This is a genomic window from Neisseria sp. HMSC066H01 (assembly GCF_001837375.1).
Lineage (GTDB): Bacteria > Pseudomonadota > Gammaproteobacteria > Burkholderiales > Neisseriaceae > Neisseria.
In genome coordinates, this window is the sequence record NZ_KV832193.1 from 275055 (window position 1) to 300464 (window position 25410).

General features: G+C 46.3%; 24 protein-coding genes and 1 pseudogene. 9 read left to right on the plus strand and 16 right to left on the minus strand.

The annotated features are described in order from the left end of the window. Positions 1-129: 129 nt before the first annotated feature. The 10 genes from HMPREF2551_RS03695 to gltX form a co-directional block, all read right to left on the minus strand. On the minus strand, positions 130-816 hold the full coding sequence (locus tag HMPREF2551_RS03695; RefSeq protein ID WP_070837222.1) for an HvfC family RiPP maturation protein: 687 nt from the start codon (positions 814-816) through the stop codon (positions 130-132). Further along, positions 806-1648 carry an HvfB family MNIO-type RiPP peptide maturase gene (locus HMPREF2551_RS03700; RefSeq protein WP_070837224.1) on the minus strand — a complete coding sequence of 281 codons (843 nt, stop codon included), beginning with the start codon at positions 1646-1648 and terminating at the stop codon, positions 806-808. Before HMPREF2551_RS03700 ends, HMPREF2551_RS03695 begins: the two co-directional genes overlap by 11 nt. 86 nt (positions 1649-1734) lie before the next feature. Beyond that, positions 1735-2007: a hypothetical protein gene (locus HMPREF2551_RS03705; protein ID WP_070837226.1), complete on the minus strand. Its 273-nt coding sequence runs from the start codon at positions 2005-2007 to the stop codon at positions 1735-1737. A 98-nt stretch (positions 2008-2105) separates the two neighbouring features. Then, positions 2106-2555, minus strand: a complete 450-nt coding sequence (locus HMPREF2551_RS03710; RefSeq protein WP_003747831.1) for an HvfX family Cu-binding RiPP maturation protein — start codon at positions 2553-2555, stop codon at positions 2106-2108. Positions 2556-2778: 223 nt separating this feature from the next. Continuing rightward, the gene (gene recQ, locus HMPREF2551_RS03715; protein WP_070837228.1) at positions 2779-5088 is read right to left on the minus strand and encodes a DNA helicase RecQ; all 2310 of its coding nucleotides are present in this window, start codon (positions 5086-5088) and stop codon (positions 2779-2781) included. Between the two features lie 216 nt (positions 5089-5304). Continuing rightward, complete coding sequence (locus tag HMPREF2551_RS03720; protein WP_070837230.1) at positions 5305-5640, minus strand: zinc ribbon domain-containing protein YjdM; 336 nt, start codon at positions 5638-5640, stop codon at positions 5305-5307. Positions 5641-5701: 61 nt separating this feature from the next. Then, positions 5702-6040, minus strand: a complete 339-nt coding sequence (locus tag HMPREF2551_RS03725; RefSeq protein WP_049333033.1) for a hypothetical protein — start codon at positions 6038-6040, stop codon at positions 5702-5704. A 272-nt stretch (positions 6041-6312) separates the two neighbouring features. After that, positions 6313-7287, minus strand: a complete 975-nt coding sequence (locus tag HMPREF2551_RS03730; RefSeq protein WP_070837232.1) for a hypothetical protein — start codon at positions 7285-7287, stop codon at positions 6313-6315. Next, complete coding sequence (locus HMPREF2551_RS10695; RefSeq protein WP_283122406.1) at positions 7280-7711, minus strand: hypothetical protein; 432 nt, start codon at positions 7709-7711, stop codon at positions 7280-7282. Before HMPREF2551_RS10695 ends, HMPREF2551_RS03730 begins: the two co-directional genes overlap by 8 nt. A gap of 105 nt (positions 7712-7816) precedes the next feature. Next, positions 7817-9211, minus strand: a complete 1395-nt coding sequence (gltX, locus tag HMPREF2551_RS03740; protein ID WP_070837234.1) for a glutamate--tRNA ligase — start codon at positions 9209-9211, stop codon at positions 7817-7819. A 159-nt stretch (positions 9212-9370) separates the two neighbouring features. On the opposite strand from gltX, the gene HMPREF2551_RS03745 reads away from it, so the two are divergent. Both HMPREF2551_RS03745 and HMPREF2551_RS03750 read left to right on the plus strand, forming a co-directional pair. Next, complete coding sequence (locus HMPREF2551_RS03745; RefSeq protein ID WP_070837236.1) at positions 9371-10465, plus strand: ABC transporter substrate-binding protein; 1095 nt, start codon at positions 9371-9373, stop codon at positions 10463-10465. Between the two features lie 118 nt (positions 10466-10583). Further along, positions 10584-10841: a hypothetical protein gene (locus tag HMPREF2551_RS03750; protein ID WP_070837238.1), complete on the plus strand. Its 258-nt coding sequence runs from the start codon at positions 10584-10586 to the stop codon at positions 10839-10841. Between the two features lie 70 nt (positions 10842-10911). Here the strand turns inward: HMPREF2551_RS03750 and HMPREF2551_RS03755 are convergent, their stop codons facing one another. Together HMPREF2551_RS03755 and arsC are read right to left on the minus strand one after the other, a co-directional pair. Then, positions 10912-11568, minus strand: a complete 657-nt coding sequence (locus HMPREF2551_RS03755) for a YdcF family protein (protein ID WP_070837240.1) — start codon at positions 11566-11568, stop codon at positions 10912-10914. 25 nt (positions 11569-11593) lie between these two features. Then, positions 11594-11953, minus strand: a complete 360-nt coding sequence (gene arsC, locus HMPREF2551_RS03760; protein ID WP_004519164.1) for an arsenate reductase (glutaredoxin) — start codon at positions 11951-11953, stop codon at positions 11594-11596. A 169-nt stretch (positions 11954-12122) separates the two neighbouring features. Between arsC and HMPREF2551_RS03765 the strand changes: the two genes are divergently transcribed. Next, complete coding sequence (locus tag HMPREF2551_RS03765; protein ID WP_070837242.1) at positions 12123-12605, plus strand: TlpA disulfide reductase family protein; 483 nt, start codon at positions 12123-12125, stop codon at positions 12603-12605. 75 nt (positions 12606-12680) lie between these two features. On the opposite strand, the gene HMPREF2551_RS03770 is transcribed toward HMPREF2551_RS03765, so the two are convergent. The 4 genes from HMPREF2551_RS03770 to HMPREF2551_RS03780 form a co-directional block, all read right to left on the minus strand. Beyond that, complete coding sequence (locus HMPREF2551_RS03770) at positions 12681-15701, minus strand: type I restriction endonuclease subunit R (protein WP_070837245.1); 3021 nt, start codon at positions 15699-15701, stop codon at positions 12681-12683. 101 nt (positions 15702-15802) lie between these two features. Next, positions 15803-17047 (minus strand): restriction endonuclease subunit S, encoded by a 1245-nt coding sequence (locus HMPREF2551_RS03775; protein ID WP_210400278.1) that lies wholly within the window; start codon positions 17045-17047, stop codon positions 15803-15805. 81 nt (positions 17048-17128) lie between these two features. After that, complete coding sequence (locus HMPREF2551_RS10700) at positions 17129-17371, minus strand: hypothetical protein (RefSeq protein WP_283122407.1); 243 nt, start codon at positions 17369-17371, stop codon at positions 17129-17131. 51 nt (positions 17372-17422) lie between these two features. Next, positions 17423-19501: a type I restriction-modification system subunit M gene (locus HMPREF2551_RS03780; RefSeq protein ID WP_283122408.1), complete on the minus strand. Its 2079-nt coding sequence runs from the start codon at positions 19499-19501 to the stop codon at positions 17423-17425. Positions 19502-19843: 342 nt separating this feature from the next. On the opposite strand from HMPREF2551_RS03780, the gene ftsE reads away from it, so the two are divergent. The 6 genes and pseudogenes from ftsE to HMPREF2551_RS10705 all read left to right on the plus strand — a co-directional run. Then, positions 19844-20494 carry a cell division ATP-binding protein FtsE gene (ftsE, locus tag HMPREF2551_RS03785; protein WP_004519169.1) on the plus strand — a complete coding sequence of 217 codons (651 nt, stop codon included), beginning with the start codon at positions 19844-19846 and terminating at the stop codon, positions 20492-20494. Next, complete coding sequence (ftsX, locus tag HMPREF2551_RS03790; protein WP_003747810.1) at positions 20491-21408, plus strand: permease-like cell division protein FtsX; 918 nt, start codon at positions 20491-20493, stop codon at positions 21406-21408. The genes ftsE and ftsX overlap by 4 nt, the downstream gene beginning before the upstream one ends. A gap of 196 nt (positions 21409-21604) precedes the next feature. Then, on the plus strand, positions 21605-22858 hold the full coding sequence (murA, locus tag HMPREF2551_RS03795) for a UDP-N-acetylglucosamine 1-carboxyvinyltransferase (protein WP_003747808.1): 1254 nt from the start codon (positions 21605-21607) through the stop codon (positions 22856-22858). A 263-nt stretch (positions 22859-23121) separates the two neighbouring features. Next, complete coding sequence (locus HMPREF2551_RS10245) at positions 23122-23586, plus strand: protein-(glutamine-N5) methyltransferase (RefSeq protein WP_083323105.1); 465 nt, start codon at positions 23122-23124, stop codon at positions 23584-23586. Positions 23587-23725: 139 nt separating this feature from the next. After that, positions 23726-23884: a hypothetical protein gene (locus HMPREF2551_RS10585; protein ID WP_168167197.1), complete on the plus strand. Its 159-nt coding sequence runs from the start codon at positions 23726-23728 to the stop codon at positions 23882-23884. A gap of 528 nt (positions 23885-24412) precedes the next feature. After that, positions 24413-25410 (plus strand): annotated as a pseudogene (locus tag HMPREF2551_RS10705) (hypothetical protein); the annotation flags it as partial.

The following is a 25410-nucleotide window of genomic DNA, read 5'->3' on the forward strand; positions in this document are numbered from 1 at the left end:
GAAATGAATGATCAATATGCTTCTGATTTTACGCTGATACGGCAAGAGCATGCGATTGAATCTATAAACGATTTCAGTAGTATTTTTGTTTTACCGAAACCGACTGCGCCCGTTTCAGACGGCCTTGATTTATGCCGCAACCAAAATGCCCTGTTCCAGCCAATCCGTCCATTTCTGCCTTAATGCGTCCTGCCAAACGTTTTCAGAAGGCATGAACTCTGCCAGCATGGTTTGCAGGCCGTTTAGGGAAGTGGGCGTCTCTGCCAGCGTTTCCAGCAATAATGCGTCGAAATCGTCGAGGGTTTGGTACATTACGTCGTCTTCATTATCACGCCACACCAAAACGGCGGTTTCCGCCTCCTGTAATTCGTCCGTCACATCATACTGATAACGGCGCACAAAGGCGGCGGGAGAAAAGGTGTAAGCCAAATCGTCTGAATCAGCAGGCGAGGCTTCGCTGTCGGTTTGAGCGGTTTCGGCGAGCAGCTGGGTGTGTTCAAAGTCCATCAATGCCAAGAGGTCGTCTGAAAGCGGCAGGCTTTGGCAATATTGGAGGAACTCGCCGGGGATTTCTTGAAAATAGGGCGTTTGGGCGCGCGCGTCGCGGACGAAACCTTCTTTCAGACGGCCCCATTCTTCGCTGTCAAAATATTGCAGCGTTTCGGTATAGCAGCGGTCGATAAAGCTGTGAATATTGTTGCGTATCAGGCGGATATAGACGTTCAGGCGCTCTTGCGGCAATCCGTCTGCGGCTTCGCCTTCGCGTATGGCTTGGGCAAAGCGGTGTTGGTATTGGGCGGAAGTTTCAGGCTGCACGGCGGTATTCCTTTCCGGCACGCATTTGATAGTCGGCGATTTTAGCGACTTCGGCTTCAAGTTCGGCAAAAGGCGGGAAATTGAAATCGCGTTCCAACAGGGTGGGCGGAATCGTCGGCAGTTTGGTATAGGCGAGTTCGAGCAAATCCCAAACGGTCGGCAATACCGCCGCGCCGTGGGTATCAATTAAAAGCTCAGGGGTTTCGACATCGTGTCCGGCGATGTGGATGTAACACACGCGCCCTGCATCCACATTTTCTAAAAAGGCTTCAGGCGACAACAGTCCGTGATTGACGGCGTTGACGTAAATATTGTTCACGTCCAAATGAATGCCGCAGTCGGCTTCGCGTGCAACCGCGTTAAGGAACTCGACTTCGTTCATTTCGGCAAGCGGAGAATGCAGGTAGTAGGACGTATTTTCTACGGCAATGTGGCAGCCCAATCGGTCTTGCACTTCGCGGATACGCCGCGCGGTATGTTGCACCATTTCTTCAGTGAAAGGCAGCGGCAACAAATCGTAGAGATGACCGCCGTCGTGGCAGTAGCTCAAATGGTCGGAGAAAAACGTGCAATCGTAACGGCGCATCATTTCTTTGATTCCGTCTATCAAGGCAGTATCCAACGGGGCTTGTCCGCCCAGCGACATGGATAATCCGTGCAATGCCAACGGCAGCCGTTCCGCCACGCGGTCAAACTGTTTGCGCGCCCTGCCGCCCATTTTCAGCCAATTTTCGGGGGCGGCTTCGATAAAGCGTATCGGGCTGTCGTCTGAAAGCGAGAGGAAGTCTTCCGCCAAGTCGCGGCGGTAGCCCAAGCCTGCGTGTTGAATCATGGTGATGTCCTGTTATGGTGCTGTATGAATGACAAAGTCGCATTTTCGTTTGTAAAATGCGACTTTGTTAAAGGTATGTTGCAGGATTATTTAGAACCGCATTTACCTTCGCCGCATTTGCCTTCTACTACTTTGGCAGCTTTGGCTTTAGATACTTTGCCTTTTTTGGCGTGTGCTTTTTTCATGGCTGCGCCGCAAGTACCTTCACCGGCTTTGGCAGCCGCGCCGCAAGTACCTTCGGCAGCTTTAACAGTTTTCTCAACGGCCACGTCGCTGGCGGCTTTATCAGCGGCAACAACACCGGCAGCCAAAGACAGGGACAGTGCACCGGCCAGAGCAGCAGCTACATTTTTTTTCATTTCAACTTCCTTTTTAAAATATGGGTTTTAAAACAAATCAAGGGATAATATCGGGCATTTAAAGTCGGCCCGCGACCATTAATCCTTAAAGATAATCCTTAAAGAAAATGCTTGATGCGGCAACAGCGTTTCTTCAGCAGTGCATCCAAAGACAGACGGCCAGCGCCCTGTAACAGGACAGGAAATAAAACAACCAAATAAATCAGTGCCATTTTATAACCGTTGTCGCACACATTGTAACCCAAGCCGGCATGTACCGCAGACCATGCGACAGCCGTCACAACCATCAATCCCAACGCGGACAGCCGCGTTGCCAAGCCGACGATGAGCAGCGCAGGCAAAACCAGTTCCGCCCACATCGCCAAATTCCAGTTGACCGTATCCGACAACAAATTGAACGGAAAGGGAAATTGGCTGTTTATTTCTGCAAACCAGTTTTCCCCGTTCCATTTTTCCAAGCCGGATTCAAGAAATTCATACGCGGCAAAAAGCCTGAGTGCCAACAAACCGAAAGCGGCCTGCCAAGAGGGGTTGGATGAGGTGTTCATTTATTTTCCTAATCGATGTGTGTCGAATGGGATGGGACGAAAAATCCATCGGCACCATCCCATTTTTCATGCCTGTTTAGACGCGGCAGCTTTAAAAAACTGACAAAATAAATGAAGATATTTTCTTATTCATTGTTTTATAAAGATTAAAAATTCAAAAAGGCCGTCTGAAACACCATGTTTGATTGGGTTTCAGACGGCCTTTGATGATAATCGCAATCCATTAATCCGCTTGTTTGCACAATTCGACAATTTCCGCACCGTATTTGTCGGTTTTCTCCGCACTCATGCCGTGGATTTCCGCCAGCTCCGCCAAATCTTGCGGCCGTCGGGCGGCAATGGCGCGCAGGGTAACTTTGCTGCATATCTGATAGGCTTCGAGACCTTCATGACGGGCAGTGTCGATGTTCCACTGAAGCAGACGGCGCATCAATCGGCGTTTGCGTTTGTCCTCTTCGCTCAGGCCGTCTGAAAACGGGCGGCAGATGTTTAAAATGCCCTCGCCGTATTGTTCGATGCGTTTTTCGCCGAGTTTATACACGCCTAAAAGGTCGATGGGTTCAGCAGGCGTATTGGTCAGTAAGTCGTCCATGCTTTCGTTGGAGAACACCGTTCCCAGCGTGACTTGATCGGCACTTGCCTGCTGCTCACGCCAAGTTTCCAAAGCCTGTTTTAAGGCCTGTTCGCGCTCGCTCAAACTATGGATAACTTGTGTACTGTCTGTGGAAACCGTACCGGCTTCGGCCGTTTCGCAAACGTCGAGTATCTCCAAACCGAATTTATTGATTTTCGCCTCGCCCAAGCCGTAGATTTGATGCAAATCTTCCAAACTTCGGGGCATTTTTTCGACAATATCGCGCAGGGTTTTGTCGCCGCAAACCACATAGGCCGGCACTTCCTCTGCCCGGGCGCGTTGTTGCCGCCATTGGCGCAATGCCTGCCACAAACGCTCTTCGCGCTCGGTGCGCAACCAATCGTCTTTCGGCTTTTGGGTGGCCGTTTTTTCGCGGCGCAGGGGGCGCAGCATGACTTCGGTTTCGCCCTTGAGGACTTTTTTTGCCGCTTCGGTCAGCTGCAGGGCTTGATGCTGCTCGACGTTAACAGAGAGATAGCCCAGGCTGATGCACTGGCGGATAACGCTGCGCCATTCTTTGTCGGTCTGTTCGCTGCCGATGCCGAATGTGGATAACTTGTCATGGCCGTTGCGCTGTATCCAATCGTCGCTTTTGCCGCGTAAAAGGTTGGTGATGTAACCGGCGGCAAAACGTTGTCCGGCGCGGTACACGCAGCTGAGTAATTTTTGCACCAACACCGTGCCGTCAAACCGCACAGGCGGATGCAGGCAGTTGTCGCAATGGCCGCAGGGTCCGGATTCTTCGCCGAAATGTTTGAGCAGCAACACGCGGCGGCAGGCGGCGGTTTCGCAGACGGAAAGCATGGCATCGAGTTTTTGCATTTCGATTTGCTTTTGCACTTCGTCGCTGTTGCCTTCGGCAATCCGTTCTCGCAGCAACACCCAATCGTTCAAGCCGTAACACAGCCAGCTCACGGCAGGCAACCCGTCCCGGCCGGCGCGCCCCGATTCCTGATAGAAATGTTCGACACTTTGGGGCATATCGAGATGGGCGACAAAACGCACGTCGGGTTTGTCTATGCCCATGCCGAACGCCACGGTCGCCACCACAATAATATTGTCTTCATGCGTAAAACGGCGTTGGTTTTCCTCGCGCACGTCCATGCTCAAACCGGCATGATACGGAATCGCCTCCAAGCCGTTTTCACACAAAAACTGCGCCACATCCTCGACTTTTTTGCGGCTTAAGCAATACACAATGCCGCTTTGCCCATGCATCTGCTTGCGGATGAAATCCAGCAATTGTTTTTTGCCATTATTTTTTTCGATAACCTGATAATAAATATTCGGACGGTCAAAGCTGGAAATAAATTCGGGCGCATCGTCCAAATGCAGATAATGCTTGATGTCGGCGCGCGTGGCCGCATCTGCGGTAGCGGTCAGGGCGATGCGCGGGACGTTCGGATAGCGTTCGGCAAGCATGCCGAGCTGTTGATATTCGGGGCGGAAATCGTGTCCCCATTGGCTGACGCAATGCGCCTCATCAATGGCAAACAGGCTGACGGTTTGTTGGTCGAGAAAACGCAAAAAGCGGTCGGTAACCAAGCGTTCCGGCGCGACATAAAGCAGTTTCAGACGGCCTTGGGCAAGCTTGTCGGCAATCTCGCGCGCCTCATCCGCCGATGTGCTGCTGTTGACTGCCGCCGCTTCAATCCCGGCCACATGCAGGCTGGCCACTTGGTCGTTCATCAGCGCAATCAGCGGCGATACGACAACCGCCACGCCTTCGCGCATCAGCGCCGGAATCTGGTAACACAAAGACTTGCCCCCGCCCGTCGGCATCAGCACCATCAAACTCTCGCCGCCGGCCAAAGCATTGACGATAGCCTCCTGCTTACCACGAAATTCGGGATAACCGAATACTTCGTGCAAAATCTGTTTGGCGGTCGGCTGAGGCATAATGGTTCCGTAGAATAGGGGAAAGCGTTATTTTAACGGTTTTGCACCCGCGTATGTGCGGAACATTTTGCCGCCGTTTTTTCAGACGGCCCAAAATTCAAATTTATAAAACTTATTCAATTTTAAATAAGAATTTATTTTATCTTGAGTGAAATAAATGAAGGCCGTCTGAAACCTGATATTAGGATTTCAGACGGCCTTTCAAAAATAAAATCTTTAGGCTTTTTTGACGAACTCAGATTTCAAGTTCATCGCGCTGCCATCGATTTTGCAACCGATATTGTGGTCGCCCTCTTGTAAGCGGATGCCTTTGACTTTGGTGCCTTGCTTGATGACCATAGAGCTGCCTTTGACTTTCAAATCTTTAATCAAGACAACCGTATCGCCATCTTGCAAGACCGCGCCGTTGGCATCTTTGACTTCCAAGGCATCATCGCCGACGGCCGCAGCATCGGCCTCGTTCCACTCATAGGCGCACTCAGGACAAACGTATTGGGCGCCGTCTTCGTAAGTGTATTCGGAGTGGCATTTCGGGCAGGGAGGTAGGGACATGAGGTTTCCTTATAAATATAATAAAAGAAGCGTAAAACGCAAATATAATACAATGTCTAAATTATTGATTCGCCTTGCTGCCGCCTACACCGTAAACAGCATTCCACGCCGCATCCAACATCTGGCCGGCTTGTTGCAGCTTGGCATTTTGCTGCTCTTTCTGAGCCAAGGCCGTCTGAATTTCGCCTTTCAAACGGTCAATATCGGATTGCGCAGCCTGTAAACGGCGCTGCGCACTTTCCAAATCGCTTTGCAGAGAAATGATTTTGCTATCGTTGCTGTTTTGCTCATTCAAAGCGGCGCGGTAAACCGATTGGACGGACAGCAAACGGTCTTCCGCCTCACCGGCATACGCGGCGGCGGCGGATAACATCATCAGGGCAAGTAAGGTTTTTTTCATGGGTTTTCCTTTAAAGTTGTTTGATTTGTAAAGTAAAGCGCAGAGCCGATTTTCCAGCCGCCAAGTTTACATAATAGGCTTATTGGTCTTTGTTCTTAATGGCTTATTTTATCCAATCCGGACATTTAGGCTGCTGATAAAAGTTAATCCAATCATCTGTTTCGAGAGGCAGGCATTATTTTCTCATATTCTCCGCCTGATTCCATTATTTTCTGGTTTTATTAGAAAAGGCCGTCTGAAACATTTCAGACGGCCTTCCCTTCAATTACGTTTTAAGAACGACTCATCCCCTGTGCTTGTGACTGAGCATACTGTCTTTGTTGTTCTTCATACTCAAAACGCTGCGTCGCTTCTTGAACCTTTGCAAGGCTTTCTTCTATCGGAATATAGGCTGCTGTCTGCATATCCATAGATACTCGATTCAATACGGGATTACGCTCACCAATCAGATACTGTCCGTCTTTTACATTAAACAGCGTGACATCTGTCATTTTTTTGGAATAACCCAACGCAGTAAGAGCCATTGCGGAATTTTGCAGTTTTGCTTCCTCAATCGGTATCCCATTTTTCTCATGGTATTCGGTTAGATGTCCTTTTACTGCATTGAAAAGATTTTGGGTTTCAGGAGCAAGGGATTGTAGTTTGGATACAAAAAAGGACTGTGAATATTGTAGTAGCTGTTCTTTCTCATTTTTAAATGATAATTTCATTTCCTCAGTAAAAACGCGATTATCATCCAAATTATTTATTGTCTCTCCTCTTTTTACTGCATCATAGATCCATTTTTCCAATGGATCTTTAGTTTCTCCTTTGATTATTGCTTGTTCCCATTTGAAATATTCCTTTTGTCCAACGGCGTTATTCCATTTATCCATGTTAACTTCTTTTCGCCAATCCTCCATACTCATGTTAGCAGGCTTTTTAGAAATATCTTCATGATCATCAAGTATTGCTTTAGCTTGATCACGTCCTATTACCTTGGATAATTCATGAAATTGATCCTGAGATACAGGGTAAGCAATACCAGAATCAGATATTAATATACCTTCAGCTACTTCTTGAATATTTTGAGTCATAACTGCACTTAAAAGAGCATGTCTATATGCATCATAGCTATTATTATGTGGGTCTATATCATCTTCCCCTGCAAAGCCACCATATTCATTAGCCTTTTTTACTGCATGCGACACAAAAGTACCAGCTACATACGCCTTAACAGTACTAAGACTAAAATAGTAATCACTCATTTTCACACTTCCCTAAATTAAAGTTAGAAAAACTTGAATTATTTGATATTTCTGCCTGTAAACAAATATTTTCATTTACAGGATAACAAACTTCGGGTTGTTTGTTCATAGGCCACGATTCAATGTAATAAACCTTCTCAAATTTTCCATTTTTTTTACCCCAAAATATTGTTTTATCTTCGGCCATTTTGTAAAAAAATAAATCTTGTCCTAATTTATTCTCAAAATCAGTTTCCAATACATAAGGTTCTTGAATACAAACTTCATCATACCCATTAAAAATCTCGATTAAAGGGATACTATTTTTTCCTTGAATTAATGGAAATAAGTTATTATTTCCATTTAAAAATCTAAAAAATAGACAAATAAACACTATTAATATAAATATGAGTACTAGAATAACTTTAAAAGAAATTTTTTTCATAATCATACCCTTATAAAGACGTAATGATTATAGTCTGAAGACTAAATCTGAACAACTCAAAAGGCCGTCTGAAAAACTTTCAGACGGCCTTTTATCATTCATGCCTTACGAACGGATCCGTTTCAACACTTCTTCTTTGCCGATTAATGCCAATACGGCATCGACGCTTGGGGTTTTTGCCGTACCGCAGACAGCGAGGCGCAGGGGCATACCGAGTTTGCCCATTTTGATGCCTTCTTCGTCGCAGAAAGGTTTGAAGAGGTCGTGGATGGCTTCGGCGGTCCAGTCTTCCAAACCCTCAAGGCGTTCGGCAAAGCGCAGCATACGGGCGGCGGCTTCATCGTCCCAGTGTTTCTGCACATCTGCTTCGGCAGGGGTTTGTTTGACGTAGAAGTAGAGGCACTCGTCGGCAAGCGTGTTCAGGTCTTGGGCGCGGTCTTTGACCAATGCCAACACGTCTTCCAAAGCGGGCTTGCTGGTTTCATGGATATCGCGCAGGGCGAGGCGGGGTTTTACCATTTCGGCCAGTTTGTCGTTAGGCGTGATTTTGATGTGTTCGCCGTTAATCCAGTAGAGTTTCTTCAAGTCCATGCGGCTTGGAGACAGGGAAACGTCTTTCAAATCAAACCATTCGATGAATTGTTCCATCGTGAAGAATTCGTCGTCGCCGTGCGCCCAGCCCAAACGCGCCAGATAGTTGAGCATGGCTTCGGGCAGGATGCCCATTGCGCCGAAGTCGGTAATGGCAACGGTATCGCCGCTGCGTTTGGAGATTTTTTTGCCTTGTTCGTTAAGAATCATGGGCAGGTGGCCGTATTCGGGCAGGGTGGCGCCAATGGCTTTTAAGATGTTGATTTGTTTCGGGGTGTTGTTCACATGGTCGTCGCCGCGGATAACGTGGGTAACACCCATGTCGTAGTCATCCACGACAACGCAGAAGTTGTAGGTCGGTGTGCCGTCGGCGCGGGCGATAATCAGGTCGTCGAGCGCTTCGTTGGGAATGGAGATTTCGCCTTTGACCAAGTCCGTCCATTTGGTGACGCCGTCCAAAGGCGTTTTGAAACGGACGACGGGTTGCACGTCGGCAGGGATTTCGGGCAGAGTTTTGCCTTCTTCCGGACGCCAACGGCGGTCGTAAGTCGCCGTGCCTTCTTTTTCGGCTTTCTCGCGCATGGCTTCCAGCTCTTCTTTGCTGCAATAGCAGTAATAGGCATGGCCTTTTTCTAAAAGTTCGGCAATGACTTCTTTATAGCGGTCGAAACGGCGGGTTTGGTAAACGACGTTGTCGGCATTGTCGTAGTCCAGGCCGACCCATTTCATGCCGTCGAGGATGATGTTGACGGATTCGGCAGTAGAGCGCGCCAAGTCGGTGTCTTCGATACGCAATAGGAAATCGCCTTTATGATGGCGGGCAAACGCCCATGAGAACAGGGCGGTGCGTACGCCGCCGATGTGCAGGTAGCCGGTGGGGCTGGGGGCGAAACGGGTTTTGACGGTCATGATGGCTCCAAAATCTTTTAAAATGGTTATTTTACTTTTTCGGCAAGGTTTAAACAATGTAAGGCCGTCTGAAAATAATGTCGGCGCAGAAGGACCGTCTGGGAACTTTTCTCCTGAAAACAAAACAAATGATAATCATTTCTTTGAAAGTATCCGCTCATGAACAAACGCGCTTTATTTGCCGCCCTCGCCCTCCTGCCCCTTTTTGCCCAAGCCGAAATCAAAACTATCAAAGACGTATTGGGACGCGAAGTCAAAGTCGATGTCCCTGTCAAACGCGCGGTTTTGGCGTTTTACTATCCCGACTATATCGCGGTAACGGGCGCGGACAAATTTAAAAACGTCATCGGCATTTCGCGTGAGTTTTGGGAGAAATTCAATCCCGGCAGCTGGGCGATGTTCAAACAGAAGCTGCCTACGCTGCAAAACATTGCCGACATCGGCAACATCAACACCGGCACGTTTTCACTGGAGAAAACGCTCGCGCTCAAGCCGGACGTATTGATTCTGGCCGACTGGCAGTATAAGGCCGTCGCCACCCATCTGCCGCGCATTAAAGCGGCAGGCATACCCGTCGTCGTGGTCGATTTCAACGCCGAAACCGTCGCGCGGCACACGCGCAGTGCGGAAATTTTCGGCGAACTCAACGGTACGCAGGCGCGCGCCCAAAAAATTGCCGCCGAATACGCCCGAGGCATTGCCGACATCCAAAAACGCGTCGCACGCGCCAAGCAGTCCAAACCGAAAATCTATATCGAGTTCGGCGACAAAGGCCCGTCCGAATACAGCTACACCTTCGGCAAAGATATGTGGGGCGCGATTGCCGACACAGCAGGCGGCAACAATATCGCCGCGCCTTACGTTAAAAACTGGGGACCGGTAAACCCTGAAAAATTCCTGACGGCCAAACCCGACGTCATCGTCATTTCGGGGACGGAAAACGGCCATAAAGACAAGCCTGACATTATGGCGATGGGCATAGGCATCAGCCAGGCCGATGCGCAACGCCGACTGGCCGGATTTGTCAAACGCAAAGGCTGGGCAGACATTCCTGCCGTCAAAAACAAACGCGTTTACGGCATCTACCACACCGCCTCCCGCTCGCTCACCGATTTGGCCAGCGCGCAATTTATCGCCAAAACCCTGTATCCGCAGCAGTTTGCCGACATAGACCCAAACAAGACCTATCTGGACTTCTACCGCAAATACCTGCCCGTCGTGCCGGACGGTACGTTTTACATCCGATTGAAATAGCGGCTGCAAAAATCATAGGCTCAGGCCGTCTGAAGATTCAGACGGCCTGAGCATGCTATGCCGATAAAGATTTAATGAGTATAATTACTGTTCTTTCAACAAAATTACTGAGTACATAATGAACGGACAAAACCAAATCGGCCATCAACAGGCTCCAATTGTAAGCGTCAAAGAATGGTTGATAACAAACTTGATTATGATGATTCCGCTGGTCAATATAGTTATGATGCTTGTATGGGCATTCGGCTCAAACACCAATCCAAATAAAGCTAATTATTTCAAGGCTACCTTGATTCTGTTTGCCATCGTAATGGTAATTTATCTGGTACTGGCTGTAGTCTTTTTTGGCAGTGTAGCTGCAAATCAATATCAATAAGTAAGAATACATTTAGGCCGTCTGAAACCTAAAAGGCTTCAGACGGCCTTTTACATGGATTACCGAAAGCTCAAGCACCTATCCAATTCCAAACTGCATCGCTCCATTTGCCGATACGGTAGAGAAACAAAGAATAGCTCTCCTGCATCAGGAACTTGGCTTTCTTGTTGCGCTCGTCAAAGCGCGTGGTCGGGGTGGCGGAGAACTGTGCGTCTGACAAGCCCAAATCGGCGGCCATTTCTTCGGCGCGCGCCAAATGATACGGGTCGCTGACAACGATAATGCTACCGATGCCGTTGGCGTGCATGATGGGGACGATATTGCGCAGGTTTTCGTAAGTGTTGCGCGATGTGTTTTCAAACAGGATATTGTGCGCCGGTATGCCCTGCTTGAGCGCGTATCGGCGCCCCACTTCGGCTTCGGTCATAAATCCTTTTTTGGGCGTGCCGCCGGTGAAAATGATTTTGCCGACACGATGGCTTTGGTAGAGCGTGATGGCGTGGTTGATGCGCTCACGGAATACCGGCGACGGGCGTTTGTCCCACGCTGCCGCACCCAATACCACCGCCGCATCGGCATGAACGTCCTTCGGCAAGGTGTGCGAACCTGTCCGGTAAATCTGCCATGTGCCGCTCAAAAAAATACCGCACACCAGCAAAACGCTCAAAGCAAGGCCGCGAAACAGGTAATATCGCAGGCCATTGCGGCTTTTAAGCAGGGAAATCATCTTCAGACGGCCTTATCCAACCCTATCAGCCGAGTAGGGCGGCAATGTTTTCCAACGGACGGCCGATGGCTGCACGCGTAGGCGTTACCAAAACGGGGCGCTCAAGCAGGGCAGGGTGTTCGGCGATTGCCTGAAGCAGGGCGGCATTGTCCAAATCGGGATTGTCCAAACCCAATTCTTTGTACAAATCGTCTTTCGTGCGCATCATGCCGCGCACCGATTCGATGCCGAGTTTGGCAAACATATCCTGCAAAGTCGCCAAATCAGGCGCGGTATCCAGATATTTGACCACGTCGGCGGCAACGCCTTTTTCTTCGAGCAAAGCCAGCGCGGCACGCGATTTGCTGCAACGCGGGTTGTGATAAAGTGTGAATTCAGACGGCATGAAAGTCTCCGTATTATTGCAAAATCATTCAATGATGGCGGTTATTATCGTCTGCAACTGATTTTTACTCAAACTTTTTACTTGATATCTTGATACGAATCGGTAGGCATACCCACCAAACCGTTTTACAATAAACACAATTTCGATTGGCAACCTCAAGGATACAACCATGAAAGCCTTAACCGCCCTTCTCTTGTCCGCCACCGTTTTTACCGCTGTACCGGCCTTTGCCGCCGATGAAACAGCTGGTTGGCAGGACAACAAACCGCAAAGCCTGGAATCGCTCAAAGCCCCCGTGCGCGTGGTCAACCTGTGGGCAACCTGGTGCGGCCCCTGCCGTAAAGAAATGCCCGCCATGTCCGCATGGTACAAAGCGCAGAAAAAAGGCAGCGTCGATATGGTCGGCATCGCGCTGGATACCACTGACAACATTGGCAAGTTCCTGAAACAAACACCGGTCAGTTATCCGATTTGGCGTTACACCGGCGCCAACAGCCGCAACTTCATGAAAGCCCACGGCAACAACGTCGGCGTATTGCCTTTCACTGTCGTTGAAGCGCCGAAATGCGGCTACAAACAAACCATCACCGGCGAAGTCAACGAAAAAAGCCTGACTGCTGCTGTGAATTTGGCCAAAACCAAATGTAAATAAAACAGCGGATAGGGTGCTTAACCTACGCTGATACCGAGGCCGTCTGAAACCCAATCGTTCAGACGGCCTTTTTTTCTACCTAGCCAAAGCTCGTTGCAAACTCTGCGTCCAAGCGGTTCTAAATGCGGCATCTTTCGCAAAAAGTTTGTATAGCTCTAGTTCATCCCGATGGCGTTCGCTCATCACATCGCGCAAAATGGCTTGGAAAGCTAATTCACGGGTATGAACATCCGGGTTGTTTTGATATTTTTGCTCAAAGTCTTTATGGCTACGAATGCGCTCAGTAATATTGATAAATTTTACCCGTTGTTCATCCGGCGTTGCGCTCCAATCTTGAAACCATCTTTCGTTAAATACACGAATAATTTCATCAATCGGATCTTTTTCTTTATCTTCACCATGCGTGCCGCGTGGATTGGGATTTTGTGGGTCAAGCTCTGTTTCTTCATCATCTAATTTAATGCTGTAATTCAGTTTGGTGCGCGCCAAGCCGTAAGAGCTTAAATCCACTGCATCTAAAATTTCGTCAAATTCATCCATCGGATCCTGTACTTTTAATTTGGGCACTAAGAATTTGAGGAACCAATAGAGCTTTTCCCAAGCAATATTTTCAAAATTGATGATGGAGGCCATTTGCCCGTAAATTTTTAAAAACTGCTTTGCCTTGATTTTAAAATCGACTTTTTGGGTTGGCTCAAGATCCAACTCATGATCGAAACGTTGAACCGCCACATCAATGATACTGCTTAATTGCTGTGCGTCTTTATTGGCAAAGTAGCCTTCAGTAAAGTCGTTGACCTCCGCTTGTTCATACACGCCAGTTTCATCCAACTGATCTTTCAAATCATGCAAGACATTGACATCAGTTGCTTGCGACAACGACGTAGAAGTATAAAACGGCTCAAATGCTTGCTGAATATCTTCAACGCTGTTAAAAAAGTCCAATACAAACAAATCTTCCGTGCGTTTACCCAACTTATTCGCACTGCGATTTAAACGTGATAAAGCTTGCACACAAAGTACGCCGGAGAGTTTCTTATCCACATACATCGCACACAATTTCGGCTGGTCAAAACCGGTCAGATATTTATTGGCCACCACCAGCAAACGATATTCATCTTGATCGAAATACTCTTTAGTATCGCTTTCTGCAAACCCATTCATTTCCGCTTCGGTGTATTCCACACCATCAACCACTTTACTGCCTGAAAACGCAATCGCAATTTTAAATGGATTGCCTCGCTCAGCCAGCAATCGGTTTAACGCCTGAAAATAGCGAATGGCGGTTTCAATATTTTGCGTTACCACCATTCCCTTGGCTTTGCCTTTGAGTTTTTTACGGTTAAAGATTTGCTGGATAAAATGATCCAGCATCACCTCTGCTTTAGTATCAATCGTTTGTTGAGAACGCTCCACATAAGCTTTCAGACGGCTTTGTGCCTTTTTACTATCAAATTCCGGATTATCTTCAATCGATTTAGTGATCTCATAAAAACTTTTATAAGTGGTGTAATTGGCGATCACATCTAAAATAAAGCCTTCTTCAATCGCCTGTTTCATGGAATAAAGGTGGAACGGCTTAAATTTACCATCAGCCTGTTTCTCGCCGAATTTTTCCAAAGTGCTGTTTTTCGGTGTGGCGGTGAAAGCAAAATACGACGCATTGCCGCGCATTTTGCGGGATTGCATGGCTTGTAAAATCAAATCTTGCACATCTTCGGCATCAAGGTCTTCCGTTTTTCCGATGGCTCGGTTCATATTGTCGTGTGCCGAACCGGATTGTGAGCTGTGCGCCTCATCAATAATCACCGCAAATTGTTTATCACCCAAATCAGCAATGCCATCGACAATAAACGGGAATTTCTGAATCGTGGTAATAATGATTTTTTTGCCCTGCTCAAGCGATTGGCGCAATTCTGCCGAACTCAACGCCGGCGCAACAATATTTTTAACTTCTGAAAAATCTTTGATATTGTCGCGCAGTTGCTTATCTAGCAAACGACGGTCGGTAACGACAATCACCGAATCAAAAATCGGGCGGTCTGCCTCTCTACCGTTTGCCGCCTTTTCATTGCGCGGATAAGCCTCAATCAACTGATACGCCAACCAAGTAATGGAATTAGATTTGCCCGAGCCGGCAGAGTGTTGAATCAGATAGCGTTTGCCCACGCCTTGTTCGCTGACATCAGCAATCAAACGGCGCACCACCTCTAATTGATGATAGCGGGGAAAAAAGAGCGAGCGTTTCTCCAGCGGATCTTTGGTTGAACCATCTAAACGCATAAAATGCTGAATAATATTGGCAAGGCTGGCTTTGCTGAATACCTCTTGCCATAAATACGACGTGCGGTGTCCGTTTGGATTCGGCGGATTGCCCTTGCCGCAGTTGTTGCCCAAATTAAACGGCAAGAAAAACGTAGCAGGCCCCGCCAATTTGGTGGTCATATAAGCTTCTTCCGTATCTAAGGCAAAATGCGCCAAACAACGCCCGAAATGAAACAGCGTTTGGCTTAAATCTCGGTTGCGATATTGTTTTTGGGCATCAATGGCCGTCTGACCCGTCCAATGGTTTTTCAGTTCAAGGGTAATAATCGGCAAGCCATTAACAAACAGCACCATATCCACCGTTTCATTGCTTGAGGCAGAATAAGGCACTTGGCGCATACAGCTAAACAGATTCTGTTCAAAACGCTGCTTGACCTTTTCGCCGCTGCTGGCAAGCGGAACAGGGTAGAGCAAATCAAAATGGGCGCTATCAATATCCAAGCCTTTTTTCAGCAGGTGCAAGACACCGTTTTTCTTTATCTGGCGGTCTAACCGCTCTAGAATTTTACGTTGCCAATCGTTTGGATTGAGCTGTTTAAAACGGGCAAGTTCTGCCTCTTGGCTGGTTTGCAGGAATTGCCAAAACAGGCGCGTATCAATCGCAAACTGCGCATCAAAATCCTGTGAAAATGCCAGCTCAAAACCATGATGTCGCGGCAGGTATTCCGCCTTCGGCTCGCCCAGCTTATTTTCCATGTTTTCACGCCAAGTGCCGGTTAAGGCTTTTTCGATGGCAATTTCTAAATCTTTTTCCTTAGTTCCTGAGACCATTTTTCACCCTTTTGTGAATGTTTTAAAATTTATTTATTACACCCAAGTTGCGCTGCCAATATTCAAAATCCATCGGATTTTTTGGCCGCACTTTTCACACCCTATACTCGCACCTTGCCAGTTACCACATCGTTAATCAACACGCTTTTATACTCTTTCAGTTTTTCAATATGGGCTGTTTTTAATTCTATCGTTTGGTCTATTTTGCCTATTTGTATATCAAGATAATTGGTAATTTGGCATTGTTCTTCAATGTTTGGATATACAGATTTTATAGACCCTATTCTTTCTATATTTAAATTTGCTTGTGTATTTTGAATTGCTGATCTTTTTAATTCCTCTGCTAATGTAATGAAACAGTAATAGAGAAATTTTAGAGATATCTCTTTATTAGGTGTAAATCCAACAATGCTATCGGGAGCATAAGCTTCAAAATCTAAAATTGCTACATCACCAATATTAGCAGCAATAGCCATCAGTAATGCTCCTTGGGGAAATAACTGACTTACTTTTATCCCTTTATCATTTAGAGTTTGAGTATAGTTCGTTATATATTTATTTGCTCTAGCAACATCACCTGTTTGAACAAATGGATATATCCCATCATATAGGGCAGGATCATTTCTTGGTCTATGTCCAAACTTTCCACGATAAATTTTTGTTAAATATTTAATTTGCTTCACTTCCCAAGGCTCCGGCACTTTCCCTATCCATTCCACACCGGAATCTTTTAACGGCACATCAGGGTTTAAGCCACGGGTTACGGCATTTTGAATCAGAATCTGCTTATGCTCTTTCAGCAGGGCAATCTGTTTTTCCGTCAAATCCACCGCCTGATCGATTTTAGCGGTTTTGTCGTCTAGGAATTGTGCGATTTTTTGTTGTTCGGAGAGAGGAGGAATAAAAATAGGCGCTCTTCTTAAATTTCCCCAATATAAATTTCTCTGAATTGTTCCCACACCTTTAGATGCAATAAGATAATGCGAAACCATAGAACCATTTCTAAATAAATAATTCGCATAATGTGGATCAAATTTATTAGATAACTCAAGTATTAAATACGCTGGACTAACAATACCTTCATAGCTGGAAACCCCCACTGAACCACGCCATGCTTGTTGATTATTTAAAACCAAGTTTCCTTTTCTAACGAGCTGATATTTACTTAAATCAAAACTTGTAACATTGGTCCTCTTTTCATCAACATCGCTAAATCTGACAACCCCCCTATCTAAATAAACAGAAAGTAGTTCTTTATCTATATGGTTAGTAATACTTGAAATTTTAGCCTGTACAAATAATGGGAAACTTTCCCAATGACTCGGCACGTCCCCCAGCCATTCCACACCTGAATCTTTGTAACTCTCGTATCGTCTCATTTGCAAAAAATCCTTAAAATCTGACCGCTTGAATATACCCAATGCAGCTTATATGCCCAAAATCTCACTAATCAAGCCGTCAGCCTGTTTTTCCAAAGTGAGAATATCTTGGGCTACTTCTGCAAGGCTGCGTAATGGTTTGTGGCGGTAGAAGTATTTATTAAAGCTGATTTCATAGCCGATTTTCACGCTTTCCATATTCAGCCATGCTTCACTGATGTGCGGTTGCACTTCGGCTTTAAAATAATCGTGGATATTTTGTTTGAGCGGTATGGATTCGCTGTCGCGCAAGTCGCTGCTTGTTTCATATTGGAGATATTCGCCTGCTTTGCCGGTGGCGTATTAGCCAAAGTCTGCCAGCTCGTCGGCTTGGCATTGGTAGCGTTGGCAAAGGGCATCTAATTCGTTTGGTTTAAGCTTGAGTGTTTTGGCAATCACTTTGGCGGCATTTTCGTTGTACCAACTCACTGCATTGAAAATGGCCTTTTTCTCTGTGGCAGAAAGCGGGATTTTTTCGGCTTTCAGACGGCCTTCCACGGCTTGTTTGAATTGGTTGAAATCGTCAAATTGGGTTGAACCGAAATGTTCGAGTAAGGTTGAGGCCGTCTGAAAAAGTGCGGCGGCTTTTTCCCACGTTTTGACATCCAACAGCTTAGCCTTATTTTTATTGTTTAAGGCAATGCCCTGCGCTTCACACCAAGCGCTGATTTCTGGCTCGGTTTTGGCTAAAAATTCGGCGTTGTAAACCTGTTCACCATGTTGCTGATAAAGATATTGCATCGGCTCAAACAGGGCTTTGTCAAAACGTAAAGACGCAATATTTTCTACGGTAAATTGTGCAGAACGACGGTCTGGGCGTTCGATGGTGACTTTGTAATAGCCGAAATCTTGATTGTCAAAAATCTGCGAAGCTAAGCCGACCGCTTCATTTTGGCTGTCGGTTTCGCGTGCTTTAGCGCTGAAATCAAGATAGTTTTGAGTAATCTCCGCAATATGCTCCGGCGCGAATTCGCAGTTTTTGTCGCCTAGGTTTTTACGCAACTTACGGAATAAGAGGCTGGCATCAATCAGCTGTACTTTGCCTTTGCGCGCTTCAGGTTTGTTGTTGGACAGCAACCAGATATAGGTGGTAATGCCTGTGTTGTAGAACAGGTTGTTAGGCAGCTGTACGATGGCCTCCAGCAAATCGTTCTCAATAATATGGCGACGGATGTTGCTTTCCCCCGAACCTGCATCGCCGGTAAAGAGGCTTGAGCCGTTATGTACGGAGGCTACTCGACTGCCGATTTTGTTGTCATTCGGCGATTTCATTTTGCTGACTATTTCCATTAGGAATAGCAGCTGTCCATCGCTGGAGCGTGGCGTGGCATCGAGGGTTTCTTCATTGCCCCAGTAATCAGGCAAGCTGACTTTAAATCGGCTGTCGATAACATCGTTGCCGTCTTTAATATAAGCTTGATCGCTGCTCCAGCTTTTGCCGTATGGCGGATTGGAAAGCATGAAGTCAAAGTAATTGCCTTGGAAGCTGTCAGTGGCAAGGGTAGAGCCGACTTTGATGTTTTCAGGGTTGTCACCTTTAATCATCATGTCGGATTTGCAGATGGCGTAGGTTTCGTCGTTGATTTCTTTACCGAATAAGAAAATTGAGCGCTCGCCTTGCGATTCTGGCAGCGGATATTTTTGTTCAATAAAATTTTGTGATTCGGTCAGCATACCGCCGCTGCCGCAAGCCGGGTCGTAAATCGTAATAATTGCCGGGATTTGGTTTTTGAGCGGATCAAAGACCAAATGCGTCATCAGCTCAATTACTTCGCGTGGCGTAAAGTGTTCGCCAGCTTCTTCGTTGTTTTCTTCGTTAAATTTACGGATCAGTTCTTCAAACACATAGCCCATGCCAAGATTGCTTAAGGCAGGTAATTTGTTGCCATCCGGGTCTTGTTGCTCTTTAGGGGTAAGATTGATATAGGGCGATACAAATTTTTCCAATACACTCAGCAAAACATTTTTATGGGACATGTGGCGGATTTGTTCACGCAGTTTGAAGCAGTTGATAATTTCCTGCACGTTGGCGCTGAAACCATCGAGATATTCTTCGAAATTTGCCAGCATGTACTGTGGTGTATTGCTGGCGGTTTGGTAGAGGGATTTCAAGGTCCATTTTGAGGTGTTATAAAAAACATGGCCGGTAATTTTTTTAAGGGGAAGGTCATCCAATTCGGTGAATGCCAATTCTTCTTTTTGAAAGCGAACTTCTTCCAATACCGCTTCTTTGCTTGGCTCAAGCAAGGTATCCAAACGGCGAAGTACAAACATCGGCAAGATCACATCTCGATATTTACCGCGCACATAGACATCGCGCAAACAATCGTCTGCAATGCTCCAGATAAAAGAAACCAGCTTGTTATGAACGGAATGATCCATATTTATTCCCACTTAATATTACGAAATTATTCTGGGTATTGTTGCCTATTTTGAATAAGGATTCAATTAGAAACATTGCTTATCTTTGTTTGTATTCCTACTTTTGGGGGAATACGCCGATAAACTCAAAAGGCCGTCTGAGACCCAATCGTTCAGACGGCCTTTTTTCAAACCATGTTGTTTTGTGTTGCAAACCGGCAGTGTATCCGCCGGCAGAACCGGGGTTTCACTATCAAAAAGCAGCCGAAATATTTATAATCTGTGAATATCCCCATTTTTTCAGACGGCATGTTGCCCTATCGATGATGCCGGCCGTCTGAAACCCTATTTTCAGGAAAACCCATGATCCGTTTCGAACAAGTTTCCAAAACCTATCCCGGCGGTTTCGAAGCCCTGAAAAATGTCAGTTTCCAGATTAACAAAGGTGAGATGATTTTTATCGCCGGCCATTCGGGCTCGGGCAAATCCACCATTTTGAAGCTGATTTCAGGCATTACCAAGCCTACCAAAGGCAAGGTTTGGTTCAACAACCAAGACCTCGGCACCTTGAGCGACAATCAGATCGGCTTTATGCGCCAACATATCGGCATTGTCTTCCAAGACCACAAAATCCTCTATGACCGCAATGTCTTGCAAAACGTTATCCTGCCTTTGCGGATTGGCGGCTACCAGCCGCGCAAAGCGGAAGAGCGCGCGCGTATTGCGATTGAGAAAGTCGGCTTGAAAGGCCGCGAAAACGATATGCCCATCACTTTGTCCGGTGGCGAACAACAGCGTTTGTGCATCGCGCGCGCAGTGGTTCACCAACCCAGCCTGCTGATTGCCGACGAGCCGTCCGCCAGCCTCGACCGCGCCTACGCGCTGGATATTATGGAATTGTTTAAAACCTTCCATGAAGCAGGCACGACCGTGATCGTTGCGGCGCACGATGAAACACTGATGGCGGATTACGGCCACCGCGTCTTGCGCCTGCAGAAAGGACGCCTCGCATGAGCATGATTCACTACATCTCGTTACACGTCGAATCGGCGCGCGCCGCGCTCAAAGAGCTTCTGCGCCAACCCATCGGCACGTTGCTGACCCTGCTCATGCTTGCCGTTGCCATGACCTTGCCGCTGTTTATGTATTTGGGTATCCAAAGCGGACAAAGCGTGTTGGGCAAACTCAACGAGTCGCCACAGATTACGGTCTATATGGACACCGATGCGGCAAGTTCTGATGCCGATACGGTGAAAAACCTGCTCCAACGCGACAGCCGTATCGATAAAGTCCGCTTTATCAGCAAGCAGGAAGGTTTGGAAGAATTGCAGACCAATCTCGACCAAAACCTCGTTTCCATGCTCGATGGCAACCCGTTGCCCGACGTCTTTATCGTTACGCCCGACCCTGCCACTTCGCCGGATCAGATGCAGGCCATCTATAAAGACATTACCAAACTGCCGCGCGTCGAATCGGCAACCATGGATACGGAATGGGTACAAACCCTTTATCGTATTAACGAATTTATCCGTAAGATTTTGTGGTTCCTCTCGCTGACATTGGGCATGGCCTTTGTCTTGGTGGCACACAACACCATCCGCCTGCAAATCCTCAGCCGCAAGGAAGAGCTGGAAATCACCAAGCTTTTGGGTGCGCCCGCTTCCTTCATCCGCCGTCCTTTCCTTTATCAGGCAATGTGGCAGAGCATTTTCTCCGCCGCCGTCAGCTTGGGCTTGTCGGCTTGGCTTTTGGCCGAAGTACGGCCGCTGGTGGACGCGATTTTCAAACCCTACGGTCTGAACATCGGCTGGCGTTTCTTCACATTTAGCGAAGTGTCGCTGGTATTCGGCTTCGTCATCGCGCTGGGCGTATTCGGCGCATGGCTGGCCACCACGCAACACCTCTTAGGCTTCAAAGCCAAAAAATAAGCCTTGGCAAACAGGCCGTCTGAACCATTCAGACGGCCTGAAATCTTATCCTTTCGCAACGTAAACAAACCTTGTGAAAATTTAATACTGCCAAATCTAACAGCAAGGGCATAATCCCTTATAATTGATGGTTTATTATCCATCTCATTTCATTTGTGCGGCATAAGCCGTACAGACAAATAACGAAAGACATCCTGTGGACAAACTCAAAATCTCTGCCAACGGCCCCCTCAACGGAGAAATCACCGTATCCGGCGCGAAAAACGCCGCCCTGCCGCTGATGTGTGCCGGCCTGCTGACTTCCGGCACCCTGCGCTTGAAAAACGTACCCATGCTCGCCGACGTCAAAACCACCCAAAAACTGCTGCAAGGCATGGGTGCACGCGTTTTGACCGACAACATCTCCGAATTTGAAATCAACGGCGGCACCGTCAACAACACCTGCGCACCTTACGAGCTGGTGAAAACCATGCGCGCATCCATCTTGGTTTTGGGCCCGACCCTCGCCCGCTTCGGCGAAGCCCAAGTCAGCCTGCCTGGCGGCTGCGCCATCGGTTCGCGCCCGGTTGACCAACACCTCAAAGGCCTCGAAACCATGGGCGCGGAAATCACCATCGAACACGGTTACGTCAAAGCTAAAGGCCGTCTGAAAGGCACACGTGTCACCATGGATGTCGTGACCGTAGGCGGCACTGAAAACCTGCTGATGGCGGCCACGCTCGCCGAAGGCACCACCATCCTCGAAAACTGCGCCATCGAGCCCGAAGTCGTCGATTTGGCCGAATGCCTCGTCAAAATGGGCGCAAAAATCAGCGGCATCGGTACAGCAACCATGACCATCGAAGGCGTAAAAGAGCTGCACGGCTGCGAACACAGCGTCGTTCCCGACCGTATCGAAGCCGGTACCTTCCTCTGCGCCGTCGCCATGACCGGAGGCAAAGTCGTCCTGCGCAATGCCGCCCCCAAAACCATGGAAGTTGTGTTAAACAAACTGACCGAAGCAGGCGCCATCATCGAAGCAGGCGACAACTGGATTTCCATCGACATGCAACAACGCCCCAAAGCCGTGGACATCCGCACCGTCGTCCACCCAGGCTTCCCAACCGACATGCAGGCGCAGTTTATGGCCATGAACGCCATTGCCGAAGGCAGCAGCCGCGTGGTGGAAACCATTTTTGAAAACCGCTTCATGCACGTTCCCGAACTCAACCGCATGGGCGCAGACATCACCACCGAAGGCAACACCGCCTACATCAAAGGCGTGGAAAAACTCTCCGGCGCCGTCGTGATGGCAACCGACCTGCGCGCCTCCGCCAGCCTCGTCATGGCCGGTTTGGTCGCAGAAGGCGAAACCATCGTCGAACGCATCTACCACCTCGACCGCGGCTATGAATACATCGAGAAAAAACTCGGCGGCGTAGGCGCAAAAATCGAACGCGTACGCGGTTAATCCCATACGCAGCCGATAAATAAAAGGCCGTCTGAAAACAAAATCTAGCAAACTCGCTATGCTTGTTTTCAGACGGCCTATCTACTTGTGAAATAAAAAGCAGGTAACAAGATAAGAAATAGGATTTTTCGATTAGTAACCACTCAGAAAACCTACCGTCCAATCTTCTCAAAATTAATCTGGTTGATACAAAAAGCATCATTAAAGCAGTAGTAAACCTAATGATTATTCACTACTAATCTTCCATATAATCAATATTCATTATGAACAGTTCATCACACACGACAAAGAAACGGATAACCCATTATGGCCATAAACTATGTTTCTTTGTTGCCATTTTCATTTGGATTTGTTCCTTATTTCAAAATGTATTTACTTTCGGAAAAGAAGGACAATATGAGGGATTCTTTGTTCTCATTATTGGAACAATATTTGGACCTGGTTTAGGCCACATTGGATATTTTGCTGTTTATGCAAATTATATTTGGTTCATTTTAATATTCATATCTCTTATCCGACCACAAGCAAAAAAACTTATCTTTACTTTGCATGGTTTATTATGGGTTGTGGCACTACTTACATTTACCTTAAACGAAGTAATTGTGAATGAAGCGGGAGGGCATGAAAAACCAACTTACGGATTAGGATTGTATTTATGGTTTACAGCATTTTTATTGACAACCATCTCAGAATTTCTAAAACAGCGCAATCTCAATCGCGTGGAATGAGTATCGGGTAACAAAACCTTTCTATAACGTCTCAAAAGGCCGTCTGAAACACCGGCAATCGGGTTTCAGACGGCCTTTGCCTATTGTTTTGCGGTATAATTCCCGACATCTTTATTCATTGTTTTTAAAAGCACAAACCATGACACGCAAAATCCTTATCACTTCCGCGCTGCCGTATGCCAACGGCACGCCCGTGATGCTTGCCGCTCAAAAACAAGATAAAATAGGGAGGAATCTATTGAAACAATATTTGAAAGTAACTTCATTGTTAAAAGAAAGGACTACTAAGACTGAGTAAGAACCAATCCGAAATCGAAGTATATTATAGTGCTTATTTGGTTAAATTTTTGATTATTAGGATAAAAGCATGTTTTATTTAAAGAAATATCCGTATAAAGCTGTGATTACGCATTTTGTATTATTCAATGCCATATTGTCTTTTTTATTGGCAGCATCTATTTCAGTTTTATTAAAATTTGACTCCAGTAGTCGGCTTGCTTTACATGACTTTCTAATTAGCCTTGGAGAAAATTTTCTATATTTGTTTTTTATTCCAACTATAATAACGGCTATATTTGTTTCAATATTTAAAATAAGAGATAATTCTATAGGTAGAAAAGTAGTATTTTTAATAACTTTTCTAATACCATCTATAATTATATGGATTACAACATGTGTATTCCAAAAAGAAGATGCCTGCTTTATTGGAATATCAATAATATATTTTTTATGCGGAATTCCAATTATAATTAACTCAATGTTTCAGATATATTGGCTGAAAAAAATATTTCGTGAAATCAACTAACTTTTATCTTAGGAGTAAAAAATGGAAAATCGTTATACATTAACGATTTATGTTGCAGCACCTGGTACGCCTACTTTGAAGGATGGAAAAAAAGATACGTCAACTGTAGGGCATGTATATTATTCAATAAGTGATGGAAATAGTAAGATGGGATGGGGGTTTGCTCCTACTATTTCTTCACCTATTTGGAAAGGAAAGGTCGTGGATAATGAGTTTAATATATATCAAAACCCTGTTCTTGAACGCACTATGGAAATTACAAAAAAGCAATATGATGCTTTAAAAGATTTTGGATTACATCCTGATAAACATGGATTTAATTCTTCAGTTTATAATGCTTTTAGTAATAGCTGTGTAGATTTTCTTTATACTGCTTTAAAAGAGGGAAATATTTATCATAAACAAGTTTATGGTAATGATATTACTGGGCTGGTTGACCATGAAGGTGCTATTCGTGTTCCTCAAAATATTGAAGAGTTAAAAGATATTTCTAATCCTATTCCTCACAGCCCATTGAATAAAACAATCGAACGACCTTTACCGAAGCAAAGCTGGAGCCAGAAAAATATTCTAAGTAAAACTAATGATATTTTGCCTTCTATAAAAAACATTGAAGATGTGCCTCAATACGCGCAGGCAGCTTCTTCATCCAAACCGCAATTCCTTTCCCCTGAAACCCAAAAGCTCTTCAATACTGCAATGGCGCACCTAACGGCATATCATAAGACAAACAACCTGTCTATTGATGAGGGAAAACTACAAAATTCCGCTATGGCACTTACCGCCTTGGCTCAGTCAAAAAATATAACTGATCTTACTTTATTTAGTGTAAAAAACGACCAGTATCTAATCGGGAACCGAAATCCTACATTAAATCTTGCTTCTATGGATATAGGACTATCTGCATCTATTCCCGTGGAAAAGAGTTTTAATCAAATCCAGCAAACGGCACAACTCTCTGAATATGAAGAGCAACAGAAACAATTAATGCAATCTCAATCGCGTGGAATGAGTATCGG

Bases quoted from the DNA above. Each gene is read 5' to 3' on its own strand.
- HMPREF2551_RS03700 (WP_070837224.1), bottom strand. From the start codon at position 1,648: ATGATTCAACACGCAGGCTTGGGCTACCGCCGCGACTTGGCGGAAGAC.
- HMPREF2551_RS03705 (WP_070837226.1), bottom strand. From the start codon at position 2,007: ATGAAAAAAAATGTAGCTGCTGCTCTGGCCGGTGCACTGTCCCTGTCT.
- HMPREF2551_RS03710 (WP_003747831.1), bottom strand. From the start codon at position 2,555: ATGAACACCTCATCCAACCCCTCTTGGCAGGCCGCTTTCGGTTTGTTG.
- recQ (WP_070837228.1), bottom strand. From the start codon at position 5,088: ATGCCTCAGCCGACCGCCAAACAGATTTTGCACGAAGTATTCGGTTAT.
- HMPREF2551_RS03720 (WP_070837230.1), bottom strand. From the start codon at position 5,640: ATGTCCCTACCTCCCTGCCCGAAATGCCACTCCGAATACACTTACGAA.
- HMPREF2551_RS03725 (WP_049333033.1), bottom strand. From the start codon at position 6,040: ATGAAAAAAACCTTACTTGCCCTGATGATGTTATCCGCCGCCGCCGCG.
- HMPREF2551_RS03730 (WP_070837232.1), bottom strand. From the start codon at position 7,287: ATGAGTGATTACTATTTTAGTCTTAGTACTGTTAAGGCGTATGTAGCT.
- HMPREF2551_RS10695 (WP_283122406.1), bottom strand. From the start codon at position 7,711: ATGAAAAAAATTTCTTTTAAAGTTATTCTAGTACTCATATTTATATTA.
- gltX (WP_070837234.1), bottom strand. From the start codon at position 9,211: ATGACCGTCAAAACCCGTTTCGCCCCCAGCCCCACCGGCTACCTGCAC.
- HMPREF2551_RS03745 (WP_070837236.1), top strand. From the start codon at position 9,371: ATGAACAAACGCGCTTTATTTGCCGCCCTCGCCCTCCTGCCCCTTTTT.
- HMPREF2551_RS03750 (WP_070837238.1), top strand. From the start codon at position 10,584: ATGAACGGACAAAACCAAATCGGCCATCAACAGGCTCCAATTGTAAGC.
- HMPREF2551_RS03755 (WP_070837240.1), bottom strand. From the start codon at position 11,568: ATGATTTCCCTGCTTAAAAGCCGCAATGGCCTGCGATATTACCTGTTT.
- arsC (WP_004519164.1), bottom strand. From the start codon at position 11,953: ATGCCGTCTGAATTCACACTTTATCACAACCCGCGTTGCAGCAAATCG.
- HMPREF2551_RS03765 (WP_070837242.1), top strand. From the start codon at position 12,123: ATGAAAGCCTTAACCGCCCTTCTCTTGTCCGCCACCGTTTTTACCGCT.
- HMPREF2551_RS03770 (WP_070837245.1), bottom strand. From the start codon at position 15,701: ATGGTCTCAGGAACTAAGGAAAAAGATTTAGAAATTGCCATCGAAAAA.
- HMPREF2551_RS03780 (WP_283122408.1), bottom strand. From the start codon at position 19,501: ATGGATCATTCCGTTCATAACAAGCTGGTTTCTTTTATCTGGAGCATT.
- ftsE (WP_004519169.1), top strand. From the start codon at position 19,844: ATGATCCGTTTCGAACAAGTTTCCAAAACCTATCCCGGCGGTTTCGAA.
- ftsX (WP_003747810.1), top strand. From the start codon at position 20,491: ATGAGCATGATTCACTACATCTCGTTACACGTCGAATCGGCGCGCGCC.
- HMPREF2551_RS10245 (WP_083323105.1), top strand. From the start codon at position 23,122: ATGAACAGTTCATCACACACGACAAAGAAACGGATAACCCATTATGGC.
- HMPREF2551_RS10585 (WP_168167197.1), top strand. From the start codon at position 23,726: ATGACACGCAAAATCCTTATCACTTCCGCGCTGCCGTATGCCAACGGC.